The organism is Sphingomonas beigongshangi, from assembly GCF_016820445.1.
Classification (GTDB): Bacteria; Pseudomonadota; Alphaproteobacteria; order Sphingomonadales; family Sphingomonadaceae; genus Sphingomonas; species Sphingomonas beigongshangi.
The window spans coordinates 35,713-60,932 of sequence record NZ_JADHDT010000009.1 but is presented as its reverse complement, the minus strand read 5'-3'; the positions used below and the strand labels follow the sequence as shown (position 1 = coordinate 60,932).

The following is a 25,220-nucleotide window of genomic DNA, read 5'->3' as shown; positions in this document are numbered from 1 at the left end:
GCCCCGTGCCGTTCTCCCCTTTCCTTCGATCGCGCGATCGGCCAAGCCCCACGCCCATGTTCGAGAAGATCCTGGGCGTCCTCGCCACCTTCACCATCGGCGTGATCTCCGGCGGCGGCTATGTCGGCATCGCGCTGCTCATGGCGATCGAGAGCGCGTGCATCCCGCTGCCGTCCGAAATCATCATGCCGTTCGCGGGGTACCTCGTCTCGACGGGGCGGTTCGACCTCTATCTGGCCGCGACCGCAGGCGCGATCGGCTGCAACTTGGGGTCGATCGTCGCCTATGAGATCGGCAAGCGCGGCGGACGCCCGGTGGCCGAGCGCTGGGGCCGGTATCTGCTGATCGGACCGGGCGAACTCGACGCGGCGGACCGCTTCTTCGCACGCTGGGGCGGGATCGCGGTGCTGATCGGCCGGCTGCTGCCGGTGATCCGCAGCTTCATCGCCTTCCCCGCCGGCGTCGCGCGGATGCGGCTGGTGCCGTTCCACGTCTACACGTTCATCGGGTCATGGCCGTGGTGCTTCGGCCTCGCCTGGGTCGGTATGCGGCTGGGCGACAAGTGGAACAGCGACCCGCGCGTCAAGGCGGCCTTCCACCGCGCCGACCTGCTGATCGGCATCGTCCTCGTCGCGCTGGTCGCCTTCTACATCTGGCACCGCATCCGCGGCCTCAGGCGCGCCTGACGCGGTCGGCAAGCCAGCCGAGCATCGGCAGTGCGAGTGTCGCCCAGAGGGCGAAACCGTACCAAGGGTGCCAGCCGAACCACTCGCTCGCGACGGTGCGCAGGTCACCGTGCGCGAAGCGATCGGCGAGCACGCCGTCCCACACTGGAAAGGGCGTCGTCGGCGGCGCGAATATCTCCGCGGACGCGATCGCGGCGTTGAGCGCGATCGACACCGCGAGTAGCGCCGCGGCGGCTCCACGCATCCAGCCGCGGGGCAGCGCCGCCCACAGCGCCGCGAGACCGATGGCGAGCGGGCCGGCCGACGGCATGGCGAGGCGGGGTCCCGTGGTATTGCCGCCCTGCCAATAGACATAGGCGGCGTTGACGAGCAGCGCGATCGCCGCGCTAGCGAGACAGGCGACCGCGAGCGCGCGCTGGCGAGGCGACGCGGTCATCAGCGCCAGCCCTGCCGGCGCGATCAGCAACAGTGGCGCGACCCAGATCAGGCCGATCTGCCGGCCGAACAGGATCGCAACCAGTGCGCGCGGCTGCGGCCAGCCTAGCCCGAACAGGCCGCTGTGCATCCCGTCCCATCCGACGACGCCCGCATAGCCGACCCGGAACGGATCGCCGAGGACGAGCGCGTCGTACGCGATCAGCGGCAGCAGGGCGGCAAGACCGCTGAGCACGAAGGTCGCCGTCCATGCGATCATGTCGACGCGCAGGCGCGCGCGCCAAAGGGCGAGCACCGCGAGGGGCAAGCCGGCGAAGATGGCCTGATGCTCGATCGCCACCGCCCAGCCGAGCGCGAGACCCGCCAGCGCCGCATGGATCCTGCCACCGTCGGTGCCGCGCACGATCGCCCACACGGCGATCGCGTACAAGGCCGCGACGGGCGCGTGGCCCATCACCGTCGTCGACCAGCCCCAGATCGGCGTGCCGAGCGCGAAGCCCAGGCTGGCGAACAGCGCCGCCGCCGCGCTACCCGTCAGGATCAGGCCCATGTCGAACAGCGCCACCGCCGCCAGCGCGGTGAGCACCGCAGCGCCGCTCGCCGCCGCCATCCGGGTCCGCAACCGGAGCATGCGCTCGAAGTCCGGGCCGACCGGAAAGGCGCCGAAGTCGGTGCCCCGCCGGCCCGTCACGGCGTCCGCCAGCATGACCGCGGGGAGCGCCATCACCGTCATGCCCGGCGCCTTGTCGAGATAGTAATGGCCGTCGAACATCGCCTTGTCGATCGTCAGCGTCTGATAGCGGTCGATCGCGCCGTGCTCGCCCTCGGCCAGGCTCATGGCGGCGAACATGCGCGTCGCGTTGTTGGGGTTGAGCTCCCACGATCCGAACCAGGCGCAACTGAACCAGACCAGCGCGAACAGGACGATACGGACGCCGCGCACGCTCGTGTCAGCCAAACAGCCAATGGCCGAGCATCCGGCCGAAGGGGAAGGTGAAGACCCCGGCGATCAGCAGCGCGCCCGTCACCATGGCGCGGACGGCGCCCCGATGCCGTGCGACCCGATGCGTGCGTGCCGACCACCATAGCAGTGGCACCTGCACCAGGGTGAAGGCGGAGAGCAGATGGATCGCGCTGAAGGCCCCGTGATTGGTCTGGCGGATGCCGAACGAGAGCAGCGCGGTCAGCATCATCGCGACGACCCAGATCGTGCCCAGCTGGCGGTGCCGCCGATCCCCCCGCCGCCCCAGCAGCATGACCGGCGTCAGTGCGAGCGCGACGAGGATCGTGAGGAGATGCGCCCAGACCAGAGGTGGTACGCGCGGCCATTCGGCATGGCCGCGCGCGATGGCGACGAGCACGACGGCAAGTAGCATTGCGGCGGCATAGGCGAGGATGCGTTCGTAGCGGTCTGCGGCGAGCGGCGGCGATGCGGCGCGGCTGACGGAAACGGTGGTGGCCATGATGCGAGTCCCCCCGGTCTCATCGATCTCGGGCGGATCCTATCGGGCCAAGCGGCCAGCGGGAAGAGCCGCCTCCCGTTCCGCCGTCATGACAGATACGGCCTCGGCGCCTTTGCGGCGCTGGCCGGGCCCGTCATGTCCCGTCGTCCGGCGGCACGTCACGCCGTGTTTCACGGCCGTCCGAGACCGGTCGCAGTCGTTGCGAGAGGGACCGCGCTACGTATCTACTCTGCAGGCAACGCGCGTGGGCTGCCAGCGCGATACGCTGCGCCCCGCTCAGGGGATGCGCGCTTCTTCCGCCTTTTGCTGCTGCCGCTCGGCGCGCGCCGCCCGCGCGGCCTGCGCGAAACAGCCGGACTGGCCACTCGCGCCGACGACGGAACAGCTGCCCGTACTCGAAACGCCGACGCCGGTGTCGAGCACGCCCTGCGCGCGCGCGGCCCAGCTCTGGTTCTGCGGCGTCACCTGGAATTCGCGCAGTTCCTTGGGGACGCGATATTGCTCCTGCGCGCTGCGGCGCTCGCACACGACGATCTCGTCGCCGTTGGTGTTCGTCGGACAGCGCTCGTTGCCGTAGAGGACGAGCACGCCGTTGATCGGCGCCCGCTTGGCGACCTCCCCAGGCTTTTCCGCGGGCTTCAGCATGACCGCGCCGGGCAGCGCCGGGGTGGGCGACACCTGCGTCGCGGCCGGCGCGGCCGCCGGCGCGGCTTGGGGTTGCGTTACCTGCTGCGCGAGCGCGGGCGAGCCCGCAAGCATCAGCGCCAGGATCGCGATAGACATGGTTCTTCTCCCGTCAGATCCGCTTGGCGGCGGCAATCGCGGCCTTGCAGCCGAGCCGGATCAGCCCGAACATCACCGGATAGGCCACCGCATTCTCCGCGCCCGCACCGATCGCGTGGTCGCGATGCTCCAGCTCTTCCGCCTGGAAATCGGCGATCGCGCCGGCGAGTTCGGGGTCGCTGTCGCCCAGCTCGTCGCGCTGCGCCTGATAGTGTTTGTCGATCTCGGTCTCGACCGCGGCGGTGCAGGCCATCGCCGCCTCCGGCCCCATCGCAGCGGTCACGGCACCGAGCGCGAAGCCGGCGACATTCCAGAACGGCTGCATCAGCGTCGGGCGCACGCCGCGATCCGCGATCATCCGGTCGAAGAAGGCACGGTGGCGTTCTTCCTGCACCGCCATGTGGTGGATCGCGCGGCTCGCCGGGTGGCGATCGCCCAGCACCGCGAGCTGACCGGCATAGATGCGCGTCGCGCCATATTCCCCCGCCTGGTCGACGCGGATCATCGCCTTCACCGGCTCGCGCCGGTCGCCGGGCTTCCAGCTGGCTTTGCTCATCGGCTCTTCCTCATCAGCATCAGGATGGTGAACGCACCACCGAGCGAGAAGATCGCGTTGAAGCCGGCGAGCGAGATGCCGGCCAGCGTCCACTGCGGCGCGTCGCAGCGCACGACCGGCGCCTTCATCAGCGCGGCGAGGCGGTCCGCCGCGTTCATTCCGCGCATGTCGACCGTCGAGGTGCAGGCGGTGAAGCCGTTCCACCAATGATATTCGACACCCGCATGCGCGACGCCGATCGCGCCGGATACGGCGATCAGCAGCGCGGCGAGGATGACGCAGGTCTTGGCGACGCTCCGCTGCGGCACGACGAAGGCGAGCAGCGCGAAGGGCAGCGCGGCATAATGCGGCCAGCGCTGCCAGTGGCACATCTCGCACGGATAGAGATGGCCGAAGATCTGCGAGCCCCAGGCGCCGGCGAGCAAGGCCGCCGGGATCAGCAGCGCCAGCAGGCGCGCGAGTCGTTCGTTGCGCGTCATCGCCGGCCGGTCACTGCGCGGTCGCGGTGGGCGGCGTCTTGACGGGGCGCGGCTTGGTCGCGGCCGCGATCTGCGCCGGTCCGCCAAGCCGGGCGATCGTCTTCAGCGCGTAATAGAGCTGGAAGTCGTCGATCCCCTGCTTCTTCAGCTGCTCCGCCGTCATGCCGAAGCGCGGATCGTCCTTCGTATCCTCTTCCAGGATCTTGTCGTCCGCCTTGACCTCGTTGATCAGGTGGCGCCGCAGGTCCGCCTCGCGGAAGACGGGGCGCGACTTGAAGTCGGGATCGCTGATCTCGGGTACCTTGATGTCCGGCACGATACCGCCTTCCTGCACGCTGCGGCCCGACGGCGTATAGTATCGCGCCGTCGTCAGGCGCAGCGCGGTCTTTGGGCCGAGCGGCAGCAGCGTCTGCACCGAACCCTTGCCGAAGGTCCGCTCGCCCATGATCAGCGCGCGGTGATGATCCTGTAGCGCACCCGCGACGATCTCGGAGGCGGAGGCGGTGCCGGGATTGGTCAGCACGATCACGGGAAGGCCGTGCGCATCGTCGCCGGGCTTGGCGAAATAGCGCTCGATGTCGCTCTTCTCGCGGCCGCGCTGCGAGACGATCTCGCCATGGTCGAGGAAGGCGTCGCTGACCGCGATCGCCTGCGTCAGCAGGCCGCCGCCATTGTCGCGCAGGTCGACGACATAGCCGAGCGGGCGATGCCCCAGGCTCTTGTCGATCGCCATGATCGCCGCACGCGTGTCGGCGCCGGTGTTTTCGGAGAAGGTGTTGATATTGATGTAGCCGACGTCGCCGCGGACTTCCCACTTCACCGGCTTCTGGACGATCACCTCGCGGTTCATCGTGACGTCGATCGGCTTGTCGGTACCGGGGCGCACGAGCGTGAGGCTGATCTTGGTGCCGGGCTTGCCGCGCATCAGGCCGATCGCCTCGTCCAGCGTCTCGCCGTAGATCAGCTTGCCGTCGATATGCGTGATATAGTCGCCGGACTTGACCCCGGCGCGATAGGCGGGCGTGTCCTCCTGCGGCGCGACGACCTTCACCGCGCCGTCCTCCATCTGCACCGTCAGACCGAGGCCGCCGTAATTACCCTCCGTCTGAATGCGCAGATTGTCATAGTCGAGCGCGTCGACATAACTCGAATGCGGGTCCAGCGCGGCGAGCATGCCCTGGATCGCACCCTTGATCAGCGTCTTGTCGTCGACCTTGTCGACGTAATCGGCCTTCACGCGGTTGAACACGTCGAGGAACTGATCGAACTCGCGATAGGTGTCGGTGTCGACGGCGGCCATCGCCTGCGTCGCGAGCGGGATCAGGCAGAGCGAGCCGACAATCGCGGTCGCGGTAAGCAGCGGACGGGCCATCGAAATTCCTGAAGGCACTGAAAAGCGTCGGTCACCCTAGCCGAGTTCTGGCCGCAATCAAAGCGCGCGCCCGGCTTAACCGCGGCTGAGCGGGCGCATCAATCCAGCAGCGCGACGATATCCATGGGCCGTCCCCGGCGACGCAATTCCACCGAGACTTCCGGCTCGTCGCCGACGCGCGCCCGGCCGATGATCGCCCCGGCCGCGACCCGCACACCGGGCTTCACCGCCGTGGCGGCCAATCCCGTGACGAGGCTGGTCCAGCCGTCGCCGTGATCGAGGATGACGATCGTGCCATAGTCGCGGAACCGCCAGGCATAGCGCACGATGCCCGCCGCGGGCGCGACGACCGTGGCGCCGGGCTGCACGACGAAGGTCAGGCCGCGCGCGCGGACGCCGGCCGCGGACAATTCGTCGAATCCGGTGACGAGCCTTCCCCGCACCGGCAGGCGATAGACACTCGTCGGATGGGCCGGCGCGGTGGCGCCCGGGGCCAGCGGGCGCGGCAGTGGCCCGGGCAAGGCGGCGAGGTCCGAGGCGGTCGCCTGCGCATCGTCCGCCTGCGCCAGCCGGTCGACCAGATCGCGCGCGCGTTCGCCCAGCGCCAGCGCGCGATCCTCCTCGCTCATCGCATCATGACCGAGCGTCCGGCTGCGTGCGCGATGCGCCGCCTCGAGCGCGGCGAGCTGCGTTCGATCCGCCTCCAGTCGCGCCCGACCCTCGCGCAGCACGCCCTCGGCGAGTGCCGCCTGCGCCTGCAGCGCCCGTGTCCGGTCGATCGCGCCACGGACCTGCACCGTCGCCGCGCGTATCGCCGGCAGGGCGCCGCCCAGTACCGCCCGGACGTGGACGAGGTCGTCGACCGATCCTGGCTGGGCGACGGCGACGATCGCCGGTCGACGCGCCAGGGCCTGCAGCGCCGCGAGCAATCGTGCCACCGGCGCCTGCCGCGCCGCCAGATCGGCCCGCTGGCGTGCGAGCAGCAGCGCGACGAGCTGCCGGCGCGCCTCGGCCGCCGCCAGGTTCGCCTCCGCCGCGGTCACGCGCGCGGCCAGCGCCGCCTCCTGCGCCCTTGCCCGATCGGCGGCGTTGCGCTCGGCGGCGGCGCGTCGGCCGAGCGCCCGCGCACGCGCGACCGCCAGCGCCGAATCGCGTTTCGCCGCGGCCAGACGTTCACGCTGCTGGTCGAGCGACTGGCCGGTGGCGACGACACTGCCGGACAGGAGCAGAGCGGCCGGAAGCCACAGGAACACGCGGCGGAACGGCATGCGCGGGGGCATCCGGCGCGACGGAGGATGCGCGTCGCCGTCGGCCAGCCCCATCATTCGCCGTTGCCCCGCTATCCTGCCACCGATCGGATGAAACGCCCCCTGCCCCCCGGCCATGCCTATCCCTCCCGGTGATAGGGGTGGCCGGCCAGGATGCTGGTCGCGCGGAACAGCTGCTCCGCCAGCATCGCGCGCGCCAGCATATGTGGCCAGGTCGCGCGGCCGAACGAGACCAGGAGGTCGGCCTCGGCGCGCTCGGCATCGCCGAAGCCGTCCGCCGCACCGATCAGGAAACGCGTCTCGCGCACCCCGTCGTCGCGCCACCGTTCGAGCCTGCGCGCGAAGTCGATCGATCCGAGCATGTCGCCCTTCTCGTCGAGCAGCACGCGCCGCGTCTGCGGTTCGAGCGGCGGCATCCGTCCGCCGGTATCCGGCAGTTCGGTGACGCGCGTCGGCCAGGCGATCCGCTTCAGATAGCGGTCGACCAACTCGGCCTCGGGCGAGCGCCCGATCCGGCCGCGCGCGACGATATGGAGAAGAATGGCTAGGCCTGGGGTTGCGGCGCGGCCGGAGCCTCGCCGAACTGCCACATGCGCTCCAGATTGTAGAAGGAGCGCACTTCCGGCCGGAACAGGTGGATGATCACGTCGCCCGCGTCGAGCAGCACCCAGTCGGCCGCCGGCAGACCTTCGATGCGCACGATGCGGCCGCACTCCGCCTTGATCTTTTCGGCCAGCTTCGTCGCCATCGAGGCGACCTGCCGCGTCGAGCGGCCGCTGGCGATCACCATATAATCCGCGATCGACGACTTGCCGGCGAGCGGGATGGATACCGCTTCCACCGCTTGATCGTCTTCGAGGGAGGTCATGACAAGCCGATGCAGCGCCTCGACCTCTGCGGGATCGGACGTCGGAACGGCATGGGGGGTAGTCGCCAAGTTAGCTCCTGGGTTGCTGGGCCGGTTGGCGCCGGTGCCAGTCGGGATCGGCCGCGCGGGCCGCGGTCGCGGACGTCGGGTCGGGGCGGAAGTGCAGCAGCACGAGGGCCGGCAATCTCCACGTCGTCCAATCGCTCGCCTGGTCTGCGGGCCGTTGGAAGCGTCGCAGCCAGCCCATCGCGACGCTCGCGAGGGCGTCGTCGTCATACCCCGGACGCGCAATGACCGCAATCGGCATCGTGCGCGCGATCTCGCGCCAGCCGCGCCAGCGATCGAACTGCGCCAGATTGTCCGCGCCCATCAACCAGATGAAGCGCCGCTTGGGATAGCGGCGGCGGAGTTTGCGCAACGTGTCGAGCGTGTAGCGCGTGCCGAGACGCACCTCGATGTCGCTCGCGCGGATCGGCGCGCGGCGCGCCATCCGCCGCGCCGAGGCGAGCCGCGCGGCAAAGGGCGCCATGTCCGGCGCGCCCGCCTTGAGCGGATTGCCCGGCGATACCAGCCACCACGCCTCGTCCAGGTCGAGCGCGCGGATCGCCGCCAGCGTGATGCCGCGATGGCCGCGGTGCGCCGGGTTGAACGATCCGCCAAGCAAGCCGGTGCGGGTCAAGGTTCCAGCTGCCAATCCTCGCGCTCGTGGTGGACGCGGATGACCTCCACCGTATCGTTCTTGATGCGGTAACGGATCAGATATGGCGTGTCGAATACACGCAGGATGCGTTGGCCATCGCCATGAGGCCGGCCGCCGTGCGGAAAATCTTCCAGGAAACGTGCGCGATGCCGTATCGCGCCGACAATCCGCAACGCCGTCGCAGGCGTGGCATCCTGCTCCAACCAGTCGCTGATGCCGCGGATATCCCCAACAGCCAGGGGTGACCAGCTTATCCGCATCGCGCCCGATGCTTCGCGATCATCGCGTCGAGCTCAGCCATCACCTGTTCGTGAGGCACGCCTTCACCGCGATTGAGCGAATCGATACCGGCCTGAATGAACGCATCAAAGTCCGCATCGCTTTCTGCCGCACGGCGGATCGCCTGCGCCATGAAATCCCGGCTGCTGATCCCGCGACGCATCGCAACACGATCCACCAGCGCCATGGTTTCGGGATCGACATCGGTCGTTACGGGAAGAGCATCTGCCATGAGCAGAACATAGGCCGTCTCGCGACCCGGCTCAACTCAACCGCGCACCTGACCCGTGCCCCTGCCGATCCATTTGTAGGTCGTCAGCCCCTCCAGCGCGACCGGGCCGCGCGCATGGAGGCGACCGGTGGCGATTCCGATTTCCGCGCCAAGGCCGAACTCGCCTCCGTCCGCGAACTGCGTCGACGCGTTCCACAGCACGATCGCCGAATCCACGCCTGCCAGGAAGCGCTCGGCGACGCCTTCGTCGTCGGCGACGATCGCATCGGTGTGGTGCGAGCCGTGCGCGGCGATATGCGCCATCGCCGCCGCGATCCCGTCGACGATCGCGACGGCGGCGATCGCATCGAGATATTCCGTGTCCCAATCCTCCGCCGAGGCCGGCTGCAGCCCGGGGACCAAAGCCTGCGCGCGCCCGTCGCCGCGTACGACGCAGCCAGCATCGCGCAGCGCCGCGATCAGGCCGCCCGCGTCGGGGAAGGCGCGGTCGATCAGCAGCGTCTCCATCGCCCCGCAGACTCCCGTGCGGCGCAGCTTGGCGTCGAGGACGATGCGTCGCGCCATGCCGGGCTCCGCCGACCCGTCGACATAGACGTGGTTGATCCCGTCGAGGTGCGCGAGCACCGGCACGCGCGCCTCCGCCTGCACGCGCGCGACCAGGCTCTTGCCGCCGCGCGGGATGATCAGGTCGATGACCCCGTCCGCGCCCAGCATCGCCCCGACGGCGGCGCGGTCGGCGATCGGCACCAGCTGCACCGCGTCGGCGGGCAGGTTCGCGGCCACGAAACCCCGCAGCATGGCGGCATGGATCGCGGCATTGCTGTGCGTCGCCTCGCTGCCGCCGCGCAGGATCGCGGCATTGCCTGCCATCACGCACAACGCCGCCGCGTCCGCGGTGACGTTGGGCCGCGATTCGTAGACGATGCCGATGACGCCGATCGGCACCCGTACGCGGCACAGGTCCAGGCCGTTGGGGCGCGTCGTGCGATCGATCACCTGGCCGACCGGATCGGGGAGCGTCGCGACCGCCTCGACGCCCGCCGCGATCGCGGCGACGCGTCCGGCATCCAGCCGCAGCCGGTCGAGCATCGCCACCGTCAGCCCGCGCGTCTCCGCCGTCGCCATGTCCTGCGCATTGGCGGCGAGGATCGCCGCCGCGTCGTCGCGCAGCGCCGCCGCCGCCGCGCGCAACCCCGCCGCCCTGGCGGACGTCGACAGCCTCGCGAGCCCGGCGGCGGCGTCACGGGCGCGGCGTCCCAGATCGGCGATCAGCGATGCGGCATCGGTCATGCCTCCCGCGCTATCACGCCCTTCCCCCTTGCGCCACGCCCCGCGCCTTGCCACGCTCGCGCCATGTCGGGGGATATCGCAGCAGCAGCGGACATCATCACGGGCGCGCTCACCGCGCGCAGCGTGGAGCCGTCCGCGGGGGAAGGCCATGGCCATGGGGACGGCCTGTGCCTCAATTGCGGGACGCGGCTGATCGGCGCGCATTGCCACGCCTGCGGCCAGCCGGCGCACGTCCACCGTTCGATCGGGGCGATCGGGCATGAGATCGCGCACGGCGTCTTCCATTTCGAGGGGAAGATCTGGCGCACCCTGCCGATGCTGGTGACGCGGCCCGGCGACCTGACCCGCCGGTACATCGCCGGTGAGCGCGCGCGCTTCGTCTCGCCGCTCGCGCTGTTCCTGTTCACCGTCTTCCTGATGTTCGCGACGATCAGCGCGCTCGGTGGGGACATCGCCGAAATCGTGTCGCCCGAATCGATGGGCCGCAACGTCGTCACCTTCGCCCGCGGCATCGACAAGGCGCAGTCGAAGCTCGAATTACTGGAAAAGCGCCGCACCAGGCAGGTCGCCGCCGGCGAGGCGACCGCGGAAACGGACCGCGACATCCGCGCGCTGCGCACCACGATCGATGCGCTGAAGCGCACCCAGCCCGGCGCGAAGACGCAGGCGGGCGACGATCTCCCGTTCACCATCACCAATTTCAAAACCGGCTGGGCGAGCCTCGACCACGGGATCGACAAGGCGAACAAGAACCCCGGCCTCGCGCTCTACAAGCTGCAGTCGAGTGCCTATAAGTACAGCTGGCTGCTGATCCCCCTGTCGACGCCGTTCGTTGCACTGCTGTTCCTGTGGCGGCGGCGATTCGGGCTGTACGACCATGCGATCTTCGTGACCTACAGCCTGGCCTTCATGATGCTGATGGTCATCGCGCTGATGCTCGCCGGCGTCGTCGGACTGGGGGGCGGATGGATCGCCCTGGCGGTCCTGATCGTGCCGCCGCTGCACATGTACAAGCAGCTGAAGGGTGCCTATTCGCTGCGCCGCTTCTCCGCGCTGTGGCGGACGGTGGCGCTGCTCGTCTTCGCCTGGACCGCGCTGCTCGCGTTCGTCACGCTCCTGCTGCTCCACGGTCTGACCGACTGACGCCGCCGGGCGGCCCCGCGATCAGGGACAGGATCGCCAGCACCCCCGCTATCGCGGCGGCCAGCCAGATCGCATCCGTGCCGTACCAGCGCCGCGCCGCCGCACCGGCAGCCGCGCCGGCGGTCAGTGCCATCCACAGCGCGAGATGTGGAAGCCAGCCCCAGGCATCTTCGCCGCGGATCAGCGCCGCGATACGCTGGCCGAGGCGGACCAACGTACCCGTCATGTACGTCAGGCCGACCGTCACCTCGCCTTCGTGCGCGAAGATGGCGTTCTCCGCCCCCATCGCGACCGCGAGGACGAAGGCGGCGGCGATCCCGCCGGCCCGTCCCTCGACCACCGCCGCCGTCGCCAGCAGCAGCGCGACCAGGACGAGCACGGCCGGCGCCCGGCGCGCTCCTGCCGCCTCCGCCACCACGCTGCCGCCCGTCACGCCGAGGACGAACGTCGCTACGAGGCCACCGGCGATCGCGGCGGCATGGGTCTGGCTCGCCAGCCCGATGCCGAGCTGCGTCGAATTGCCGCTCATGAACGACACGAAGAACCCGCCCAGCGCGAGGAAGCCGACCGCGTCGACGTAACCCGCCAGCGCGGCCAGTCCGATCGCCAGCATCCGAAGCCGCCGCGGATAGCGTCGCATCCGGCGCGCGCCGTCAGTGCAGCTTGGCGATCGACAGCCCGTCCGCCTTGGCCCGCTCCTTCACCGATTCCTCGCTACGGGTCAGCGCCTTGGCAATCGCCTTCAGCGCCATGCCCTTTTTGGCGAGCGTGTGCAGCTTCTGGACCTCGTCGGGCTTCCAGGGCTGGCGATGTCGTTCGAAGCGTTCGGCCATGGCCGGCAGGGTAACGCAGTCGTTGCGCCGCGTCACCGTCGCATGAACCCCGGGTCGATGCGGCCGCCAAGGCCGGGCAGGCGCGCTCAGGGCTGGACGCGCGCCTCGCGGGTCAATCGTGCGTCGAGCCCTGAGCGCCCCGTCGCCGCATAGTCGCGGCACGCGGTCGGCGACGTCAGGGGCTTCGCCCCGGCCAACCGCTGATAAAGGTCGCTCGCACCGGGATGCGGCGTGATGATCAGGTCGCAGGGCAAGGCGGCGACCCGGGCCAGAGCCACGCGGAACGTGCGGACATAGGCTGGGTGATCCGTGAAGCGATAGGCGTCCGTCGACACCGCGCTGACGCTGTCGGCATAGGCGACGCGGCGGCAGGCGCGCCCGGCGCAGCTCGTCCACGTCCAGGACGTGCTGCCCGGCGCGTGGCCCGGCGTGCCATGGGCGGTGAGGCGGAGCGATCCGAGCGTCACGACCTCGCCGTCGCGGATCACGCGATCGACCTCCGTCCCCGCGAAGGGCGGCAGCGTGCCGCCGCGCTGCGGATCGGTCGCGGTCGGTTGCCCGCGCTCGATCGCCGGGCGTTGCGCCGCGGTGGCCACGACGCGCGCACCCGTCGCGCGGCGCAGCGCGGCAAGGCCGCCGACGTGATCGGCATGCTCGTGGCTCGCCAGCAGCAGCTTGACGTCGCGCGGCGCCAGGCCGAGCCGGCGGATGTTGGCAAGGATCGTCGGCGCCGCCTCGGCGGTCGCGGCATCGATCACCGCGGCGCCGCGGTCCCCCGCGATCAGCAGCACCGTGATGCCGCACGTGCCGATGTCATAGACGTTGGCGAAAATCCGCACCGGCGGCGCCGGGTCGCTCCACCCGTCCTTGCCCGCACAGGCGGCGCGATGCGTCGCGAGGGGGGCCGGATGGAGCGGCGCCGGCGAAGGTAGCGACGACGAAGCCGCCGCGGCCAGCATCGGCGCCAGAACCATCGTGATCGTCACCATATTCATCCCGCCGCTCCCTCATGCCGACCATGGCGTCCGCCGCGTCGTACAGGTGGCAGACCGATAGGGGATCGGCGGCCGCATGAGGACGGCCGCGGAACGTCGCGCACGATCATGCCCCTCGGCCTAGCGCCACCGCCGCTCGGCACGAGGATCGTCCGGGACGAAGCACCGTCCGACCACTCGGGAATCGCGGCATGGGGGCACACCCGACCCTATAGCTGGAATCGGCCTGACGCCGCCCCTTGCCGCCGACATTCTCCCCGGCCGGCCGTCGGGACGGCAGCGCAGACGTAGTCGGCGCTCGCGTCCCTCCGCCGCCGCTGCGCCCAGGACCGACCGGCTCAAATACCTTCGGCGCGCGCGCCGCAGGGGAAGCGCTTGGCGAGCACGCGCGCATAGCCGTCCTTCAGCGGCAGGCGCTTCTCCGCCGGCGACAGCGCGTCGAGGCCGGTCAGCATGTCGAGGATGCCCAGCGATTCGCCCTCTGGAATACAGGCGATCGGGGGTTTGCCCGCCGCGGCGCGGGCGGCACGATCCGCCTTCAGTGCGCGCGTCGCCGCATCCGCCTCCGCCTTTAACACGGGATAATCGGGATTGGTCAGCGCGGTGAAGGGATTCGCGCGCAGCGGCGCCGCCTTGGACAGGAAGGTTCCCACCGTCATCGCGGCGTCGGCGGGCGCCGCGATCAGCGCGACAGCGGCAAGGAACACGGGCATTCGAAACGACATCGGCGACACTCCAATTCGGAATGCCGCCGACTATCGCATCCTGCCTTTAGGCGGGCTGAACCGCCGCCGCCCCGCCCGTCAGGCGCCGAGCGGGCTCGGCTGGCCGAACGGGCCACCGGGGCGGCGCGTCTTGGGAATGGACGTGCCGGCGCGCGGCACGTTGGACTTGGGGCTCGGATCGGGCCGGCCGATTTCCTCGCCCGCGATCAGCTTCTTGATCTCGTCGCCCGACAGCGTCTCATATTCGAGCAACGCGCCGGCGAGGAGGTGGAGCTGGTCGACATGATCGGTCAGCACCTGCTTCGCCTTGGCCAGCCCACCCTCGACGATGCCCTTGATCTCGTCGTCGATCAGCTGCGCGGTCGCGTTCGACATGCGGACCGGCTGGCTGGAGGAATAGCCCAGGAACGACTCGCCTTCCGGCTGCGCATATTCGACCGGCCCGACCTTGTCGGACATGCCCCATTTGGTGACCATGTCGCGCGCCAGGCCCGTGGCGTACTGGATGTCGCCGCTCGCGCCGCTCGACACCTTGTCGTAGCCGAAGATGATCTCTTCGGCGACGCGGCCGCCCATGCTCACTGCCAGGTTCGCGTACATCTTGTCGCGATGATAGCTGTAGCTGTCTCGCTCCGGCAGGCGCATCACCATGCCCAGCGCGCGGCCGCGCGGAATGATCGTCGCCTTGTGGATCGGATCGGACGCCGGCTCGTGCAGCGCGACGATCGCATGCCCCGCCTCGTGATAGGCGGTCATCCGCTTCTCGTCCTCGGTCATCACCATCGAGCGCCGCTCGGCGCCCATCATGACCTTGTCCTTGGCCTCCTCGAACTCGGCCATGGCGACGAGGCGCTTCGACTTGCGCGCCGCCATCAGCGCCGCCTCGTTGACCAGGTTCGCGAGATCCGCGCCCGAGAAGCCCGGCGTGCCGCGCGCGATCGTGCGCGAGTCAACGTCGGGGGCGAGCGGCACCTTTTTCATGTGCACTTCGAGGATCTTGATACGACCCTCGATGTCCGGGCGGGGCACGACGACCTGGCGGTCGAAGCGGCCCGGACGCAGCAGCGCGGGGTCAAGCACGTCGGGACGGTTGGTGGCGGCGACGATGATGATCCCCTCGTTCGCCTCGAACCCGTCCATCTCGACCAGCAGCTGGTTCAGCGTCTGCTCGCGCTCATCGTTTCCGTTGCCGAGGCCGGCACCGCGATGGCGGCCGACCGCGTCGATCTCGTCGATGAAGACGATGCACGGCGCGCTCTTCTTGGCCTGCTCGAACATGTCGCGCACGCGGCTGGCGCCGACGCCGACGAACATCTCGACGAAATCGGAGCCGGAGATGGTGAAGAACGGCACGCCCGCCTCACCCGCGATCGCGCGGGCGAGCAGGGTCTTGCCGGTACCGGGCGATCCGACCAGCAGCGCGCCCTTCGGAATCTTGCCGCCCAGGCGCGCGAACTTGGTCGGGTCCTTCAGGAATTCAACGATCTCAGTCAACTCGGCACGCGCTTCGTCGATACCGGCGACATCGTCGAACGTGACCTTGCCTTCCTTCTGCGTCAGCATCCGCGCGCGGCTCTTGCCGAAGCCCATCGCGCCGCCGCCGGTGTTCTTCTGCATCTGCTTCAGCACGAAGAAGGCGATGCCGAGGAACAGCAGGAACGGCAGCGACTGGTAGAGCAGCAGCATCCACATCGACGTCCCCTCGTCCGGCTTTGCGGAGATGGTGACGTTCTTCTGCCGCAGGTGCGGGACCAGCGTCGGATCAGAGATCGGATAGGTGCGGAACTTGTCGCCGCTCGTACCGGTGCCGGTGATCACGTCGCGGCTGATCGCCACGTCCTTCACCGTACCCTCATCCACCCGGTCGAGGAACTTCGAATAGGGGATCGTGTTGCTGCCCGCCGCCGTCGTGGCGCCGCCGAACTGAGTCAGGAACAGTCCGATGGCCAGCAGGATGCCGACCCAGATCAACAGGCTTTTCATCCAGGGGCTGCCACCCCCGTTGTTGCCGTCGCCCTGTGGCTGCTTGTCGTTGTCGCTCATCCGGAAAAGCCTTTCGCGCACAAGATAGGCGCACGCAGGTTAATGACAATGGAACAGCCGCCCGTTTTGGCCGATCCGGGTGAACAGCCCGGCTCAGAGTCTGATCCACGTGCGTGGGCGGTGCCGGCCCTCCCCGAACTAGCTTTGCTGGACCGCACACTAGCGACGATACCGCAGGACGCGCGCGCCGGCCAGCGGCCGATGCGGAGGCCCGTTCAGCCCGTCCGTCGCGCGGGCGCCGGGCGGAATCGCCACTCGTCGCCGCTCGGCGCCGCGACTACGCCCGCCTGGGTGGCGCGCTTGCCGGCGGCAAGCGCATCGAGCAGCGCCTCGACGTTCGCGGCCTCGCTCCATTTCGGTGCCGACAGGCCCGCGGTCGCGATGACATGGCCGATCGCCCGGCGGGCGAGCCGCCGTGTCAGCTCGCGCGGCAGGCCCTCGACACGCACCCGCGCGCTGGCGCCGCTGACGCGCGCGCGCTCCGCCCAGAGCCAGTCGACGATCGCGCGCACGTCACCGTCCGCGTCGCCCAGCGCGGCGGCGGCGCGCGCCAGCTGCGGCGGCCCGAGCCACTCGTTGGCGTCGAGCAGGCGGCGGAATCGCGTGCGATCATGCGCCGGGTCGTGGTTGGCGGGATCGTCGACGAACGGAATCTCCAGCCGGCGCACGATCGCGCGCAGCTCGGCGCGCCGCCATTCCAGCACCGGCCGCACCACCACGACGCCGTCGATCACCGCGCGCGGCCGTACGCCGGCGAGGCCCGACAGGCCCGACCCGCGCGCCGCGCGCATCAGGAAGGTTTCGGCCTGGTCGTCGACATGGTGTGCGGTCGCCAGCGCCTTGGCGCCGATCGCGCGGGCATGGTCGGCGAGCAGCCCGTAGCGCGCGCTGCGCGCCGCCGCCTGAATGCTCGCGCCCGATATGGCGACATGCGGCGTCAGCGTCGCGTGCGGAACGCCGATCGCGGCGCAGTGCGCGGCGACCATCGCCGCTTCCGCCGCCGCCTCCGGGCGCAGCCGGTGGTCGACGCTCGCCGCCGCGATTCCGCCGGGCAGACCGCCCGCCGCCGCGACTTGCGCCGCCAGCGTCAGCATCGCCATGCTGTCCGGCCCGCCGGACACGGCAAGCAGCACCGGCGCGCCGGGCACGTGGCCCAGCGCGCGGATCAGATCGTCGCGGAACCGGTCGCTCTCGGCGACGATCGGCTCACTTGCACTTGGCGGCGGTACGGCCCTTCTCGACATCGGCCTTCATCTGGGAAGAGATCTTGCCCCCGTAAACGTCCGTCAGCTCGCCGTATACCTTGCAGGCGTCGGCGGGCTTGTTCAGCTTCATCAGCGCCTGGGCAAGGTAGTAGAGGCTGTCCGGCGCGCGTTCGCCGTCGGGCATCTTCTTGTAATTGTCGTAGAACGCCATCGAGGCGAGGCTCGGCTTGCCCTCGTCCAGATAGGCGCGCCCCAACAGGTTCTGCGCATAGCTCGCACGCTTCGACTTGGGATAGTCGGCGACGACCTTCTTCAGCTGTGCCTCGGCCTGGGGATATTGCTTCGCCGCCCAGAGCCGATAGCCGTACATATAGTCGTCCTCCGCCGCATTGCCGGTCGAAGGCTTGACGACGCCGGCGACCGCGCTCGTGTCGGCAGCCGCGTCGACGGGCTTCGCCGCCGCGGTATTGCGCGTGGGACGGGGCGCCGCAGGACGCGACGGTGCGGCCGCGGTATCACCGGCTAGGCTTTCATCGGACGTCACGCTGGTCGCGGCTGGCGCCGGCGCGGCCGCCAGCGTCTTCAGCTTCGCGTCGGTCGCGCGCTTGTAGGCGTCGAACTGATCCTGCAGCTGGCGCAGCTTGTAGCCGTTCTGCTCGATCTGGTCGGTCATCGACGCCATCTGCCCCTCCAGCGCGGTGACGCGGCTGGTCAGGTCGGCGACGGCGCTGGTCGCGGGTACGCCGCCCGCCTGAACCGGCGTATCGGGACGCGTCACCTCGGGCTGCAGATACTGGCCCGCGCCGCCCGGGAAGACCTTGCGCTGCACCGCGCGCATCTCGCCCTCCAGCTTGCCGACGCGCCCGTCCAGGTTGCTCTGCGCGAGCGCGCCGACGGGCATCAACGCGGCGGATGCCGCGAGCGTCCAGATAATCTTACGCATGGTCCTGACGCCCCCCGGCGTGCTTGGTGGTCAACAACCCGCTCTGCATAGCGGCATCCGGGGTGCTCCCGCCAGCCCCTCCCGGCGTCTGGCGCTTATGGCGCACTACCATTGCTCGACGGGCTGGTCGCAGCCGGCGGCGGCGCGTCCGCCGCCTGCAAATTGGCACGCTGGGTCTCGCTCAGCGCCGCGCCCGCCTCTCGGCGGGGGCGCGACGCGGCCGCGCGGCGCGGCGTCGATGCCGTGGCCGGTGCGGCCGCCGGAGCTGCCGCAGCGGCGGCCGGCAGGGACTGGTCCGAAAGGCGCGCGGCGATCGCGGCACCGTCGATCCGCACGTCCTTGATCGGCCGCGATCCGTCGCCCAGCGGCGGCACCGCCGAACCGTTCAGCGTCACCGTCAGCTTGTCCGGCCGCCCGACGTTGATCATCGGCTGCTTCGCGTCGGCGGGGACGTCATAGGTGTCGCCCGCCTTCATCGTGTTCTGGAACAGCTTCTTGCCATCGGCATCGTAGACGCGCAGCCACACCTCGCCGTTCGCGGTCAGGCGGACCTGCCCGCCCTGCACCGGCGCGGGGGTCGGCGTGGCCGAGGGCGCGGCGGCGGGTTCGATCGCCTGGCTGGCGATCGCCTCGCCCGACGGGGCGGCGGACTGGCGCGGCTGGAACAGGTTGGTCCCGTACCAGAGCGCGACGAGGATCAGCACTGCGAGCGCCACGCCCGCGCCGATCACCGCGACGCCGCGCGAGGGCACGCGCGCCGGATCGGCGGTCTCGTAGGGCACATATTCCGGCTGGCGCGGCCCGAGCCGGTCGAGCTCGCGGCGCACGTCCTGCGCCACGCTGACCTCGTCCAGCCCGACGGCGCGTGCATAGGCCTTGGAAAACCCCATCGCGTAGGTCGGCGCGGGAAGCTGGCCGTAGCTGCCCGTCTCCAGCGCCTCCAGATGCCGCTGCGGCACGCGGGTGCGGCCCGCGACCTCCGCCAGGCTCAAGCCGCGCGATTCACGCGCCGCGCGCAACCGGTCGCCCGCGGTGACGGGGGTCGTCGGTTTTGCATCGGGCTGGCCGCGATCGACCTCGTCCATTCTATTCTCCAAGGGAGGTGACGGTTCTTGATGGCCGTCGCTGACGGGCGGACATTCCCAGAGGGCATCAGGCATGTCAACGCGTTGGCGGAACGCTTGACCCGCCGTTCAGGCCAGATCGACGCCGTTCTCCGCCGCCCATGCCGCCAGCGCGCCGCGCATGTCACGCGGCGGCCTGGCGAGCAGCCCGTCGACGAACGCGCCGATCGCGCCGCGATCGAGGCTGCGCACCATCGCCTTGACCGGGCCGATCGCCGCCGGCGTGATCGACAGCCGCTCAATTCCAAGGCCGATCAGCGTCATGGCCTCCAGCGGCCGCCCACCCATCTCGCCGCAGACCGCCAGCGTGACACCCGCCTCGCGCGCCGGACCGATCACCCGCCGCAGGAATCGCAGGATCGACGGGCTCAGCCAGTCGTAGCGCTCGGCGAGCTTCGGGTTGGCGCGATCGGCCGCGAACAGGAATTGCGTCAGGTCGTTCGTCCCGACCGACAGGAAATCGATCTCCGGCAGCAGCAGGTCGAGCTGCTCGGCGAGCGCCGGCACCTCCAGCATCGCGCCGTAGCGGATCTCGAGCGGCAGCCGCCGGCCGCGCCCAGCCAGCCAGCTGCGCTGCGCCTCGAACAGGGCCTTGGCCTCGGCGAATTCCCATGCCTCGCTGACCATCGGGAACATGACGTTGAGCGTGCGCCCCGCCGCCGCCTCGATCAGCGCGCGCGCCTGCGCCTTCATCAGGCCCTCGCGCTCCAGCGCCAGGCGCAGCGCGCGCCAGCCCATCGCCGGATTCTCCTCGTCGCCGTCGGCGTGCTGCAGATAGGGCAGCGCCTTGTCGCCGCCGATGTCGACGGTGCGAAACACCACCGGCCGCTCGCCCGCCGCGTCCAGCACCTCGCGATACAGCCGCTGCTGCCGCTCGCGCTGCGGCAGGGTGGCGGAGACGAGGAACTGGAACTCGGTGCGGAACAGGCCGATGCCGTCCGCGCCCGTCACGTCGAGCGCGGCCGCGTCGTCGCGCAGGCCGGCGTTGACCATCAACGTGACGCGGTGCCCGTCCTTGGTCACCGGCGGCACGTCGCGCAGCGCGGCGAAGGCCGCCCGCCGCTTCTGTCGCAGCGCCAGTTTCGCGTCGAATGCCTCTTCCATCGCCGCCGATGGGCGCGCGAAGACATTGCCCGCGACTGAATCGAGCAGCAAAAGGTCGCCTTCCGCGATGAGCCGACGCACATCGCGCACCCGGCCGAGCACGGGCACGCCCATCGCCCGCGCGACGATCGTCACGTGCGCGGTCAGCGACCCTTCCTCCAGGATCACGCCCTTCAGCCGCCGCTTGTCATATTCCAGCAGTTCCGCGGGACCCAGGTTGCGCGCGATCAGGATCGTGTCCTGGCGTAGGCCCAGCTGCGCCGCGGTGCCCATCTGTCCGGACACGATGCGCAGCAACCGGTTGGACAGGTCCTCCAGGTCGTGCATCCGGTCCGCCAGCAGCGGGTCGTCGATCTGCCGCATGCGCTGGCGCGTGCGTTGCTGCACCCGTTCGATCGCCGCTTCCGCGGTGAGGCCGGAATCGATCGCCTCGTTGATCCGCCGTGCCCAGCCCTCGTCATAGGCGAACATCTTGTACGTCTCGAGCACCTCGCGATGCTCTCCGTCGACGCCGAACTCCGCCTCGCGCGTCATCCGCTCGATCTGCTCGCGCATCTTGTCGAATGCGGCATAGACGCGGTGCCGTTCGGCATCGATGTCCTCGGCGACGGTATGTTCGACGATGACGCGCGGCTGGTGGAAGACGGCGAGGCCCGATCCCATGCCCTCGACCAGCTTGAGGCCCATCAGCCGCACCGCCGCGGTCGACTGGACCCGGTCCTTGGCGGCGCCCGCCGTATCGATTAGCCCGGCATTGGCGATGAGCTCCGACAGCACCATCGCCACGGTCTGCAGCGCCTCGATCTCGACATCCTGGTAGCGGCGCTGCTCCGAATGCTGGACCGCGAGCACGCCCACCGCGCGCTCGCGGCGGATGATCGGCACGCCGGCGAAGCTGTGATAGCGCTCCTCGCCCGTCTCGGGCTTGTAGGCGAAGTCGGGATGGCTCGCCGCCTCGTCGAGGTTGAGTACCTCGACGCCCTCCGCGATCGTCCCGACCAGCCCCTCGCCCAGCGCCAGCTTGGTGACGTGCACCGCCTCCTTCGCCAGCCCGCGCGTCGCGAACAGTTCCAGCACGCCCTCGCGCAGCAGGTAGATCGAGCAGACCTCGCTATCCATCGCCTCGGCGATAATGCCGACGACGGCGTCCAGCTTCGCCTGGGCGGGATTTCGGCCCGCCATGACATCGTGCAGGCGGGTCAGAATTTCGCGGGCGGAGGCGGCGGCCGAACTGGGCATGGTCGTCGGCTATCAGAAGCGATCGCGGCATGCCACGCAACATTCTTTTGCAGGCAATGGAACAAAAGCCTCATTTCCGATCCGATTGTTGGCGTGATCCGCCTTGTGCGCCAACGGTCGATCCGTGAAGAGGATCGAATATGAACGAATCTTCCCTCCCGCCGCCGGCCCTCGCGGTCCGCGGGCTCGCCAAGCGCTTCGATCGGCCGGTGATCGCCGACCTCGACCTGACGATCCGGGCGGGCGAGCTCTATGCGCTGCTCGGCGCCAACGGCGCGGGAAAGACGACGACGCTGCGCATGGTGACGGGGCTCGCGCGCCCCGATGCCGGAACGATCCGGATATTCGGCATCGACGCGCGGCGCGACCCGCTTGCCGCCAAGGCGATCACCGCCTGGCTGCCCGACGATCCGATGCTCTACGACAAGCTGACGCCGTCGGAATATCTCGCCTTCGTCGCGGGCCTGTGGCGGATGGAGCCGGGCCATGCCGCGGCGGAGGCGGAGCGTCTGCTCCACTGGCTGGACCTGTGGGACCAGCGCGATGCACGGTGCGAGGGCTTCTCGCGCGGGATGAAGCAGAAGGTGGCGCTGGCCGGCGCGCTGATCCACGATCCCAAGCTCCTGATCCTCGACGAACCGCTGACCGGGCTGGACGCGGCGATGGCGCGCAGCGTCAAGGACGCGCTGCGCGCGCAGGTCGATGCGGGCAAGACCGTGATCGTCACCACGCACATCCTCGATGTCGCGGAACGGATGGCGGACCGGATCGGCATCCTCGCCGGCGGCCGCCTGATGGCGGAGGGGACGCTCGCCGACCTGCGCCACCAGGCCGGGACGGAAGGGATGACGCTGGAGGACACGTTCATCCGCCTGACGGACGGGCGCTGACGCGATGGCGCGTCCCGGTTCGCTCGGCTGGCTCGTCCGCCACGAGATGCGCCTCGCCTGGCGCGGTCGTCCGCGCGGCTGGGGCGGCGCGCTGATCGTCGCCGTCCTGCTCGCGATCTACGTCCTCGGCGGGATCGCGCTCGCGATCGCCATCCGCGACCTGCCGCTGCGGCCGCACCCGGTGCTCGGTCCCTGGCTGTTCGGCGCGACACTGCTGATCGCGTCGCTGATGACGACGCAGGCGATGCTCGCGAGCCAGCAGACCCTGTACGAGACGCGCGACCTCGACCTGCTGCTTACCGCTCCGCTGCCGCCGCGCATCGCCATCCTCGCCAAGCTGCTCGGCATCGGCGCGAGCGTCGCGACCACCAGCGCGGGGCTGCTCTTTCCGATGCTGGTGCCGATCGCGCTGCTGGGGCATCCGCGGCTGCTCGGCGCGGTCGCGCTGGTCCTGCTCGTCGCGCTCGCCGCCGCGGCGGTCGGCCTTGCGCTGACGCTCGCGCTCGCCCGAGTCGCCGGACCGCGCGCCGCCCGCACCGTCGGCCAGGTCGCAGCGGCGCTGGTCGGCGGCGGCTTCTTCCTGGCCTCGCAGGTCGCCGCGCATGCGAAGGACGGCGCGGCGCGCGGGCTGATCGGCTGGTTCGAGGCGCATGGCCTTGGCCGCGCCGGCTGGAGCGCGCTGCCGATGCATGCCGCCTTCGGCGACGGCATGGCCCTGTCGCTGGTCGCCCTCACCGCGTTCGGCGTGTTCGCCGCGGTCGGCATCGTGCTCGAGCGCCAGTTCCTGTCGACCTACACCGACGGCGGCATGCACATGACGCGCCGGCGTGCCCCGCGCCGCGGCATGGCCGGCCTGTTCCATGCCTCGCTTCGCCGGACCGTCTTCGCCAAGGAATGGCGCCTGCTCGCGCGCGACCCGGCGCTGATCGCGCAGATCGCGATGCGGCTGATCTACATGCTGCCGCTCGTCTTCGTCGGGGTGCGCAACGGCGGCGCGACCGCGCCGGTGCTTGCGATGGCGGGCGTGCTGATCGCCAGCCAGCTCGCGGGCAGCCTCACCTGGCTCGCGGTCGCGGCGGAGGACGCGCCCGATCTCCTCGTCGTCGCGCCTGTCGATCCCGCCGCGGCACGGCGCGCGAAGCTCGCCGCCGCGTTGACCATGGCCGCGCCCTTCGCACTGTTGCCGGCGCTGGTGATCGCGCCGACGACGGTCGCGGGGGCGATCGTGACACTGTTCGTCACCACGCTGGCCAGCATCGCCACGGGCTGGGTCGAGATGGCGATGGCCAAGCCGGCGACGCGCAGCCAGTTCGCGCGTCGGCAGAAGGGCTCGCTCGCCGCGACGCTGCTCGCGCTGCTGATCGCCCTGGTCGGCGGCGGGATCGCGGCCGGCGCGGTATTCTTTCTGTCGCGCTGAGGGTTTCGCCGATCCGCCTTCCGGTGCGGTGGCGGGCGGTCAGGCGTCGAAGAGACCGTCCTGGCTGCCGACGGGCGGGTTGAGGCCGAGGTGCTTCCACCCGCCCGCGTTGAGCACGCGGCCGCGTGCGGTGCGGGCCACCAGGCCGAGCTGGATGAGATAGGGTTCGATCACCTCTTCGATCGTGTCGCGCGGCTCCGACAGGCCGGCCGCCAGCGTCTCGACCCCGACCGGGCCGCCGCGATAGATGTCGGCGATCATCGTCAGATAGCGCCGGTCCATCGCGTCGAGGCCGAGCGTATCGACCTCCAGCCGGTTGAGCGCGCGATCGGCGACCCCGGCGTCGACCACCGCGGCACCGGCGACGTTGGCGAAGTCGCGGACCCGGCGCAGCAGCCGGCCCGCGATACGCGGCGTGCCGCGCGCGCGTCGCGCGATCTCGGCGGCGCCGTCGGGCGCGATCCCCAGGTCGAGCAGCCCCGCGGCGCGGCTGACGACGCGGGTCAGTTCCTCGACCGTATAGAATTGCAGCCGCACCGGGATGCCGAACCGGTCGCGCAACGGCGTGGTCAGCAGCCCCTGGCGCGTCGTGGCCCCGACCAGCGTGAAGCGCGGCAGGTCGATGCGCACGCTGCGCGCGGAAGGCCCCTCCCCGATCATCAGGTCCAGCGCGCGATCCTCCATCGCGGGATAGAGCACCTCCTCGACCGCCGGCTGCAGGCGGTGGATCTCGTCGATGAACAGCACGTCGCCGTCCTCGAGGTTGGTAAGCAGCGCGGCGAGGTCGCCCGACTTGGCGATGACCGGCCCGGACGTGGCGCGAAAGCCGACGCCCATCTCGCGCGCGATGATCTGCGCCAGCGTCGTCTTGCCGAGGCCCGGGGGGCCGAAGAAGAGGACATGGTCCAGCGCATCGCCGCGACCGCGCGCCGCCTCGATGAACACGCGCAGGTTCTCGCGCGCCGCCTGCTGGCCGACAAAATCGTCGAGGCTCCGCGGGCGCAGCGCCGCATCGACATCCTCGGGGCGGCGGGCGGCGGTCAGCAGGCGGTCGGCGTCGGTCACGCTTCGTTCCGTAGCGCGCGGGTGCGGCGCCGCAAAGGAAAATGACCTGTCAAGAGCATTTCGTCGCAACCGAAACGCTCGCG

General features: G+C 70.3%; 27 protein-coding genes. 4 read left to right on the top strand and 23 right to left on the bottom strand.

Annotation, left to right across the window (positions count from 1 at the left end):
• The first annotated feature begins 56 nt into the window (after positions 1 to 56).
• Positions 57 to 686, top strand: coding sequence for a DedA family protein (locus IQ292_RS16110; RefSeq protein WP_203311343.1), 630 nt, complete (start codon positions 57 to 59; stop codon positions 684 to 686).
• Here the strand turns inward: IQ292_RS16110 and IQ292_RS16105 are convergent.
• The 13 genes from IQ292_RS16105 to IQ292_RS16045 all read right to left on the bottom strand — a co-directional run bounded on the left by IQ292_RS16105 (position 673) and on the right by IQ292_RS16045 (position 10,411).
• The gene (locus IQ292_RS16105) at positions 673 to 2,079 is read right to left on the bottom strand and encodes a hypothetical protein (protein ID WP_238941178.1); all 1,407 of its coding nucleotides are present in this window, start codon (positions 2,077 to 2,079) and stop codon (positions 673 to 675) included. The genes IQ292_RS16110 and IQ292_RS16105 overlap by 14 nt on opposite strands.
• Positions 2,072 to 2,584 carry a DUF2306 domain-containing protein gene (locus tag IQ292_RS16100; protein WP_203311342.1) on the bottom strand — a complete coding sequence of 171 codons (513 nt, stop codon included), beginning with the start codon at positions 2,582 to 2,584 and terminating at the stop codon, positions 2,072 to 2,074. The genes IQ292_RS16105 and IQ292_RS16100 overlap by 8 nt, the downstream gene beginning before the upstream one ends.
• A 276-nt stretch (positions 2,585 to 2,860) precedes the next feature.
• Positions 2,861 to 3,367, bottom strand: a complete 507-nt coding sequence (locus IQ292_RS16095; protein WP_203311341.1) for a hypothetical protein — start codon at positions 3,365 to 3,367, stop codon at positions 2,861 to 2,863.
• Positions 3,368 to 3,380: 13 nt separating this feature from the next.
• On the bottom strand, positions 3,381 to 3,923 hold the full coding sequence (locus IQ292_RS16090; RefSeq protein WP_238941177.1) for a demethoxyubiquinone hydroxylase family protein: 543 nt from the start codon (positions 3,921 to 3,923) through the stop codon (positions 3,381 to 3,383).
• Entirely contained in the window at positions 3,920 to 4,402 is a 483-nt protein-coding gene (locus IQ292_RS16085) for a disulfide bond formation protein B (protein ID WP_203311340.1), read from the bottom strand. Before IQ292_RS16085 ends, IQ292_RS16090 begins: the two co-directional genes overlap by 4 nt.
• 10 nt (positions 4,403 to 4,412) lie before the next feature.
• Positions 4,413 to 5,774: a S41 family peptidase gene (locus tag IQ292_RS16080; RefSeq protein ID WP_203311339.1), complete on the bottom strand. Its 1,362-nt coding sequence runs from the start codon at positions 5,772 to 5,774 to the stop codon at positions 4,413 to 4,415.
• 98 nt (positions 5,775 to 5,872) lie between these two features.
• Positions 5,873 to 7,099 carry a murein hydrolase activator EnvC family protein gene (locus IQ292_RS16075; protein WP_238941176.1) on the bottom strand — a complete coding sequence of 409 codons (1,227 nt, stop codon included), beginning with the start codon at positions 7,097 to 7,099 and terminating at the stop codon, positions 5,873 to 5,875.
• Between the two features lie 62 nt (positions 7,100 to 7,161).
• Entirely contained in the window at positions 7,162 to 7,584 is a 423-nt protein-coding gene (locus IQ292_RS16070) for a 23S rRNA (pseudouridine(1915)-N(3))-methyltransferase RlmH (protein WP_203311361.1), read from the bottom strand.
• Positions 7,585 to 7,586: 2 nt separating this feature from the next.
• Positions 7,587 to 7,910: a ribosome silencing factor gene (gene rsfS / locus IQ292_RS16065; RefSeq protein ID WP_203311360.1), complete on the bottom strand. Its 324-nt coding sequence runs from the start codon at positions 7,908 to 7,910 to the stop codon at positions 7,587 to 7,589.
• A 70-nt stretch (positions 7,911 to 7,980) separates the two neighbouring features.
• Positions 7,981 to 8,589, bottom strand: coding sequence for a nicotinate-nucleotide adenylyltransferase (locus IQ292_RS16060; RefSeq protein WP_203311338.1), 609 nt, complete (start codon positions 8,587 to 8,589; stop codon positions 7,981 to 7,983).
• Complete coding sequence (locus IQ292_RS16055) at positions 8,586 to 8,870, bottom strand: type II toxin-antitoxin system RelE/ParE family toxin (protein WP_203311337.1); 285 nt, start codon at positions 8,868 to 8,870, stop codon at positions 8,586 to 8,588. The genes IQ292_RS16060 and IQ292_RS16055 overlap by 4 nt, the downstream gene beginning before the upstream one ends.
• Positions 8,861 to 9,121: a CopG family ribbon-helix-helix protein gene (locus IQ292_RS16050; RefSeq protein WP_203311336.1), complete on the bottom strand. Its 261-nt coding sequence runs from the start codon at positions 9,119 to 9,121 to the stop codon at positions 8,861 to 8,863. The genes IQ292_RS16055 and IQ292_RS16050 overlap by 10 nt, the downstream gene beginning before the upstream one ends.
• A 36-nt stretch (positions 9,122 to 9,157) precedes the next feature.
• Positions 9,158 to 10,411, bottom strand: coding sequence for a glutamate-5-semialdehyde dehydrogenase (locus IQ292_RS16045; protein ID WP_203311335.1), 1,254 nt, complete (start codon positions 10,409 to 10,411; stop codon positions 9,158 to 9,160).
• 63 nt (positions 10,412 to 10,474) lie between these two features.
• On the opposite strand from IQ292_RS16045, the gene IQ292_RS16040 reads away from it, so the two are divergent.
• Positions 10,475 to 11,554, top strand: a complete 1,080-nt coding sequence (locus IQ292_RS16040) for a DUF3667 domain-containing protein (RefSeq protein WP_203311334.1) — start codon at positions 10,475 to 10,477, stop codon at positions 11,552 to 11,554.
• Here IQ292_RS16040 and IQ292_RS16035 read toward each other — a convergent pair.
• The 9 genes from IQ292_RS16035 to ptsP form a co-directional block, all read right to left on the bottom strand.
• Entirely contained in the window at positions 11,520 to 12,194 is a 675-nt protein-coding gene (locus IQ292_RS16035; protein WP_203311333.1) for a YoaK family protein, read from the bottom strand. The two genes, IQ292_RS16040 and IQ292_RS16035, sit on opposite strands and share 35 nt — an antisense overlap.
• 13 nt (positions 12,195 to 12,207) lie before the next feature.
• Positions 12,208 to 12,387, bottom strand: coding sequence for a hypothetical protein (locus IQ292_RS16030; RefSeq protein WP_203311332.1), 180 nt, complete (start codon positions 12,385 to 12,387; stop codon positions 12,208 to 12,210).
• Between the two features lie 86 nt (positions 12,388 to 12,473).
• The gene (gene bla, locus IQ292_RS16025; protein ID WP_238941175.1) at positions 12,474 to 13,382 is read right to left on the bottom strand and encodes a subclass B3 metallo-beta-lactamase; all 909 of its coding nucleotides are present in this window, start codon (positions 13,380 to 13,382) and stop codon (positions 12,474 to 12,476) included.
• 338 nt (positions 13,383 to 13,720) lie between these two features.
• Positions 13,721 to 14,107: a hypothetical protein gene (locus IQ292_RS16020; RefSeq protein ID WP_238941174.1), complete on the bottom strand. Its 387-nt coding sequence runs from the start codon at positions 14,105 to 14,107 to the stop codon at positions 13,721 to 13,723.
• 78 nt (positions 14,108 to 14,185) lie between these two features.
• Complete coding sequence (gene ftsH, locus IQ292_RS16015) at positions 14,186 to 16,150, bottom strand: ATP-dependent zinc metalloprotease FtsH (RefSeq protein ID WP_203311331.1); 1,965 nt, start codon at positions 16,148 to 16,150, stop codon at positions 14,186 to 14,188.
• Between the two features lie 215 nt (positions 16,151 to 16,365).
• A complete protein-coding gene (tilS, locus tag IQ292_RS16010) occupies positions 16,366 to 17,394 on the bottom strand; it encodes a tRNA lysidine(34) synthetase TilS (protein ID WP_203311330.1) in 1,029 nt (342 codons plus the stop codon).
• Entirely contained in the window at positions 17,357 to 18,298 is a 942-nt protein-coding gene (locus tag IQ292_RS16005; protein WP_203311329.1) for a tetratricopeptide repeat protein, read from the bottom strand. The genes tilS and IQ292_RS16005 overlap by 38 nt, the downstream gene beginning before the upstream one ends.
• A gap of 95 nt (positions 18,299 to 18,393) precedes the next feature.
• A complete protein-coding gene (locus IQ292_RS16000) occupies positions 18,394 to 19,383 on the bottom strand; it encodes a helix-turn-helix domain-containing protein (RefSeq protein WP_203311328.1) in 990 nt (329 codons plus the stop codon).
• A gap of 108 nt (positions 19,384 to 19,491) precedes the next feature.
• On the bottom strand, positions 19,492 to 21,765 hold the full coding sequence (ptsP, locus tag IQ292_RS15995) for a phosphoenolpyruvate--protein phosphotransferase (protein ID WP_203311327.1): 2,274 nt from the start codon (positions 21,763 to 21,765) through the stop codon (positions 19,492 to 19,494).
• 140 nt (positions 21,766 to 21,905) lie between these two features.
• Between ptsP and IQ292_RS15990 the strand changes: the two genes are divergently transcribed.
• Together IQ292_RS15990 and IQ292_RS15985 are read left to right on the top strand one after the other, a co-directional pair.
• Positions 21,906 to 22,655 carry an ABC transporter ATP-binding protein gene (locus tag IQ292_RS15990; protein WP_203311326.1) on the top strand — a complete coding sequence of 250 codons (750 nt, stop codon included), beginning with the start codon at positions 21,906 to 21,908 and terminating at the stop codon, positions 22,653 to 22,655.
• 4 nt (positions 22,656 to 22,659) lie between these two features.
• Positions 22,660 to 24,072 carry a hypothetical protein gene (locus tag IQ292_RS15985; protein ID WP_203311325.1) on the top strand — a complete coding sequence of 471 codons (1,413 nt, stop codon included), beginning with the start codon at positions 22,660 to 22,662 and terminating at the stop codon, positions 24,070 to 24,072.
• Between the two features lie 39 nt (positions 24,073 to 24,111).
• Here IQ292_RS15985 and ruvB read toward each other — a convergent pair whose 3' ends face one another.
• A complete protein-coding gene (gene ruvB, locus IQ292_RS15980; protein WP_203311324.1) occupies positions 24,112 to 25,137 on the bottom strand; it encodes a Holliday junction branch migration DNA helicase RuvB in 1,026 nt (341 codons plus the stop codon).
• Positions 25,138 to 25,220: the final 83 nt, after the last annotated feature.

Bases quoted from the DNA above. Each gene is read 5' to 3' on its own strand.
- IQ292_RS15990 (WP_203311326.1), top strand. From the start codon at position 21,906: ATGAACGAATCTTCCCTCCCGCCGCCGGCCCTCGCGGTCCGCGGGCTC.
- IQ292_RS15985 (WP_203311325.1), top strand. From the start codon at position 22,660: ATGGCGCGTCCCGGTTCGCTCGGCTGGCTCGTCCGCCACGAGATGCGC.
- IQ292_RS16055 (WP_203311337.1), bottom strand. From the start codon at position 8,870: ATGCGGATAAGCTGGTCACCCCTGGCTGTTGGGGATATCCGCGGCATC.
- IQ292_RS16020 (WP_238941174.1), bottom strand. From the start codon at position 14,107: ATGTCGTTTCGAATGCCCGTGTTCCTTGCCGCTGTCGCGCTGATCGCG.
- IQ292_RS16110 (WP_203311343.1), top strand. From the start codon at position 57: ATGTTCGAGAAGATCCTGGGCGTCCTCGCCACCTTCACCATCGGCGTG.
- IQ292_RS16000 (WP_203311328.1), bottom strand. From the start codon at position 19,383: ATGGACGAGGTCGATCGCGGCCAGCCCGATGCAAAACCGACGACCCCC.
- IQ292_RS16050 (WP_203311336.1), bottom strand. From the start codon at position 9,121: ATGGCAGATGCTCTTCCCGTAACGACCGATGTCGATCCCGAAACCATG.
- IQ292_RS16085 (WP_203311340.1), bottom strand. From the start codon at position 4,402: ATGACGCGCAACGAACGACTCGCGCGCCTGCTGGCGCTGCTGATCCCG.
- ftsH (WP_203311331.1), bottom strand. From the start codon at position 16,150: ATGAGCGACAACGACAAGCAGCCACAGGGCGACGGCAACAACGGGGGT.
- IQ292_RS16075 (WP_238941176.1), bottom strand. From the start codon at position 7,099: ATGATGGGGCTGGCCGACGGCGACGCGCATCCTCCGTCGCGCCGGATG.
- IQ292_RS16100 (WP_203311342.1), bottom strand. From the start codon at position 2,584: ATGGCCACCACCGTTTCCGTCAGCCGCGCCGCATCGCCGCCGCTCGCC.
- IQ292_RS16095 (WP_203311341.1), bottom strand. From the start codon at position 3,367: ATGTCTATCGCGATCCTGGCGCTGATGCTTGCGGGCTCGCCCGCGCTC.
- IQ292_RS16045 (WP_203311335.1), bottom strand. From the start codon at position 10,411: ATGACCGATGCCGCATCGCTGATCGCCGATCTGGGACGCCGCGCCCGT.
- IQ292_RS16035 (WP_203311333.1), bottom strand. From the start codon at position 12,194: ATGCGACGCTATCCGCGGCGGCTTCGGATGCTGGCGATCGGACTGGCC.
- ptsP (WP_203311327.1), bottom strand. From the start codon at position 21,765: ATGCCCAGTTCGGCCGCCGCCTCCGCCCGCGAAATTCTGACCCGCCTG.
- rsfS (WP_203311360.1), bottom strand. From the start codon at position 7,910: ATGACCTCCCTCGAAGACGATCAAGCGGTGGAAGCGGTATCCATCCCG.
- IQ292_RS16090 (WP_238941177.1), bottom strand. From the start codon at position 3,923: ATGAGCAAAGCCAGCTGGAAGCCCGGCGACCGGCGCGAGCCGGTGAAG.
- tilS (WP_203311330.1), bottom strand. From the start codon at position 17,394: ATGTCGAGAAGGGCCGTACCGCCGCCAAGTGCAAGTGAGCCGATCGTC.
- IQ292_RS16005 (WP_203311329.1), bottom strand. From the start codon at position 18,298: ATGCGTAAGATTATCTGGACGCTCGCGGCATCCGCCGCGTTGATGCCC.
- bla (WP_238941175.1), bottom strand. From the start codon at position 13,382: ATGAATATGGTGACGATCACGATGGTTCTGGCGCCGATGCTGGCCGCG.
- IQ292_RS16080 (WP_203311339.1), bottom strand. From the start codon at position 5,774: ATGGCCCGTCCGCTGCTTACCGCGACCGCGATTGTCGGCTCGCTCTGC.
- IQ292_RS16040 (WP_203311334.1), top strand. From the start codon at position 10,475: ATGTCGGGGGATATCGCAGCAGCAGCGGACATCATCACGGGCGCGCTC.
- IQ292_RS16030 (WP_203311332.1), bottom strand. From the start codon at position 12,387: ATGGCCGAACGCTTCGAACGACATCGCCAGCCCTGGAAGCCCGACGAG.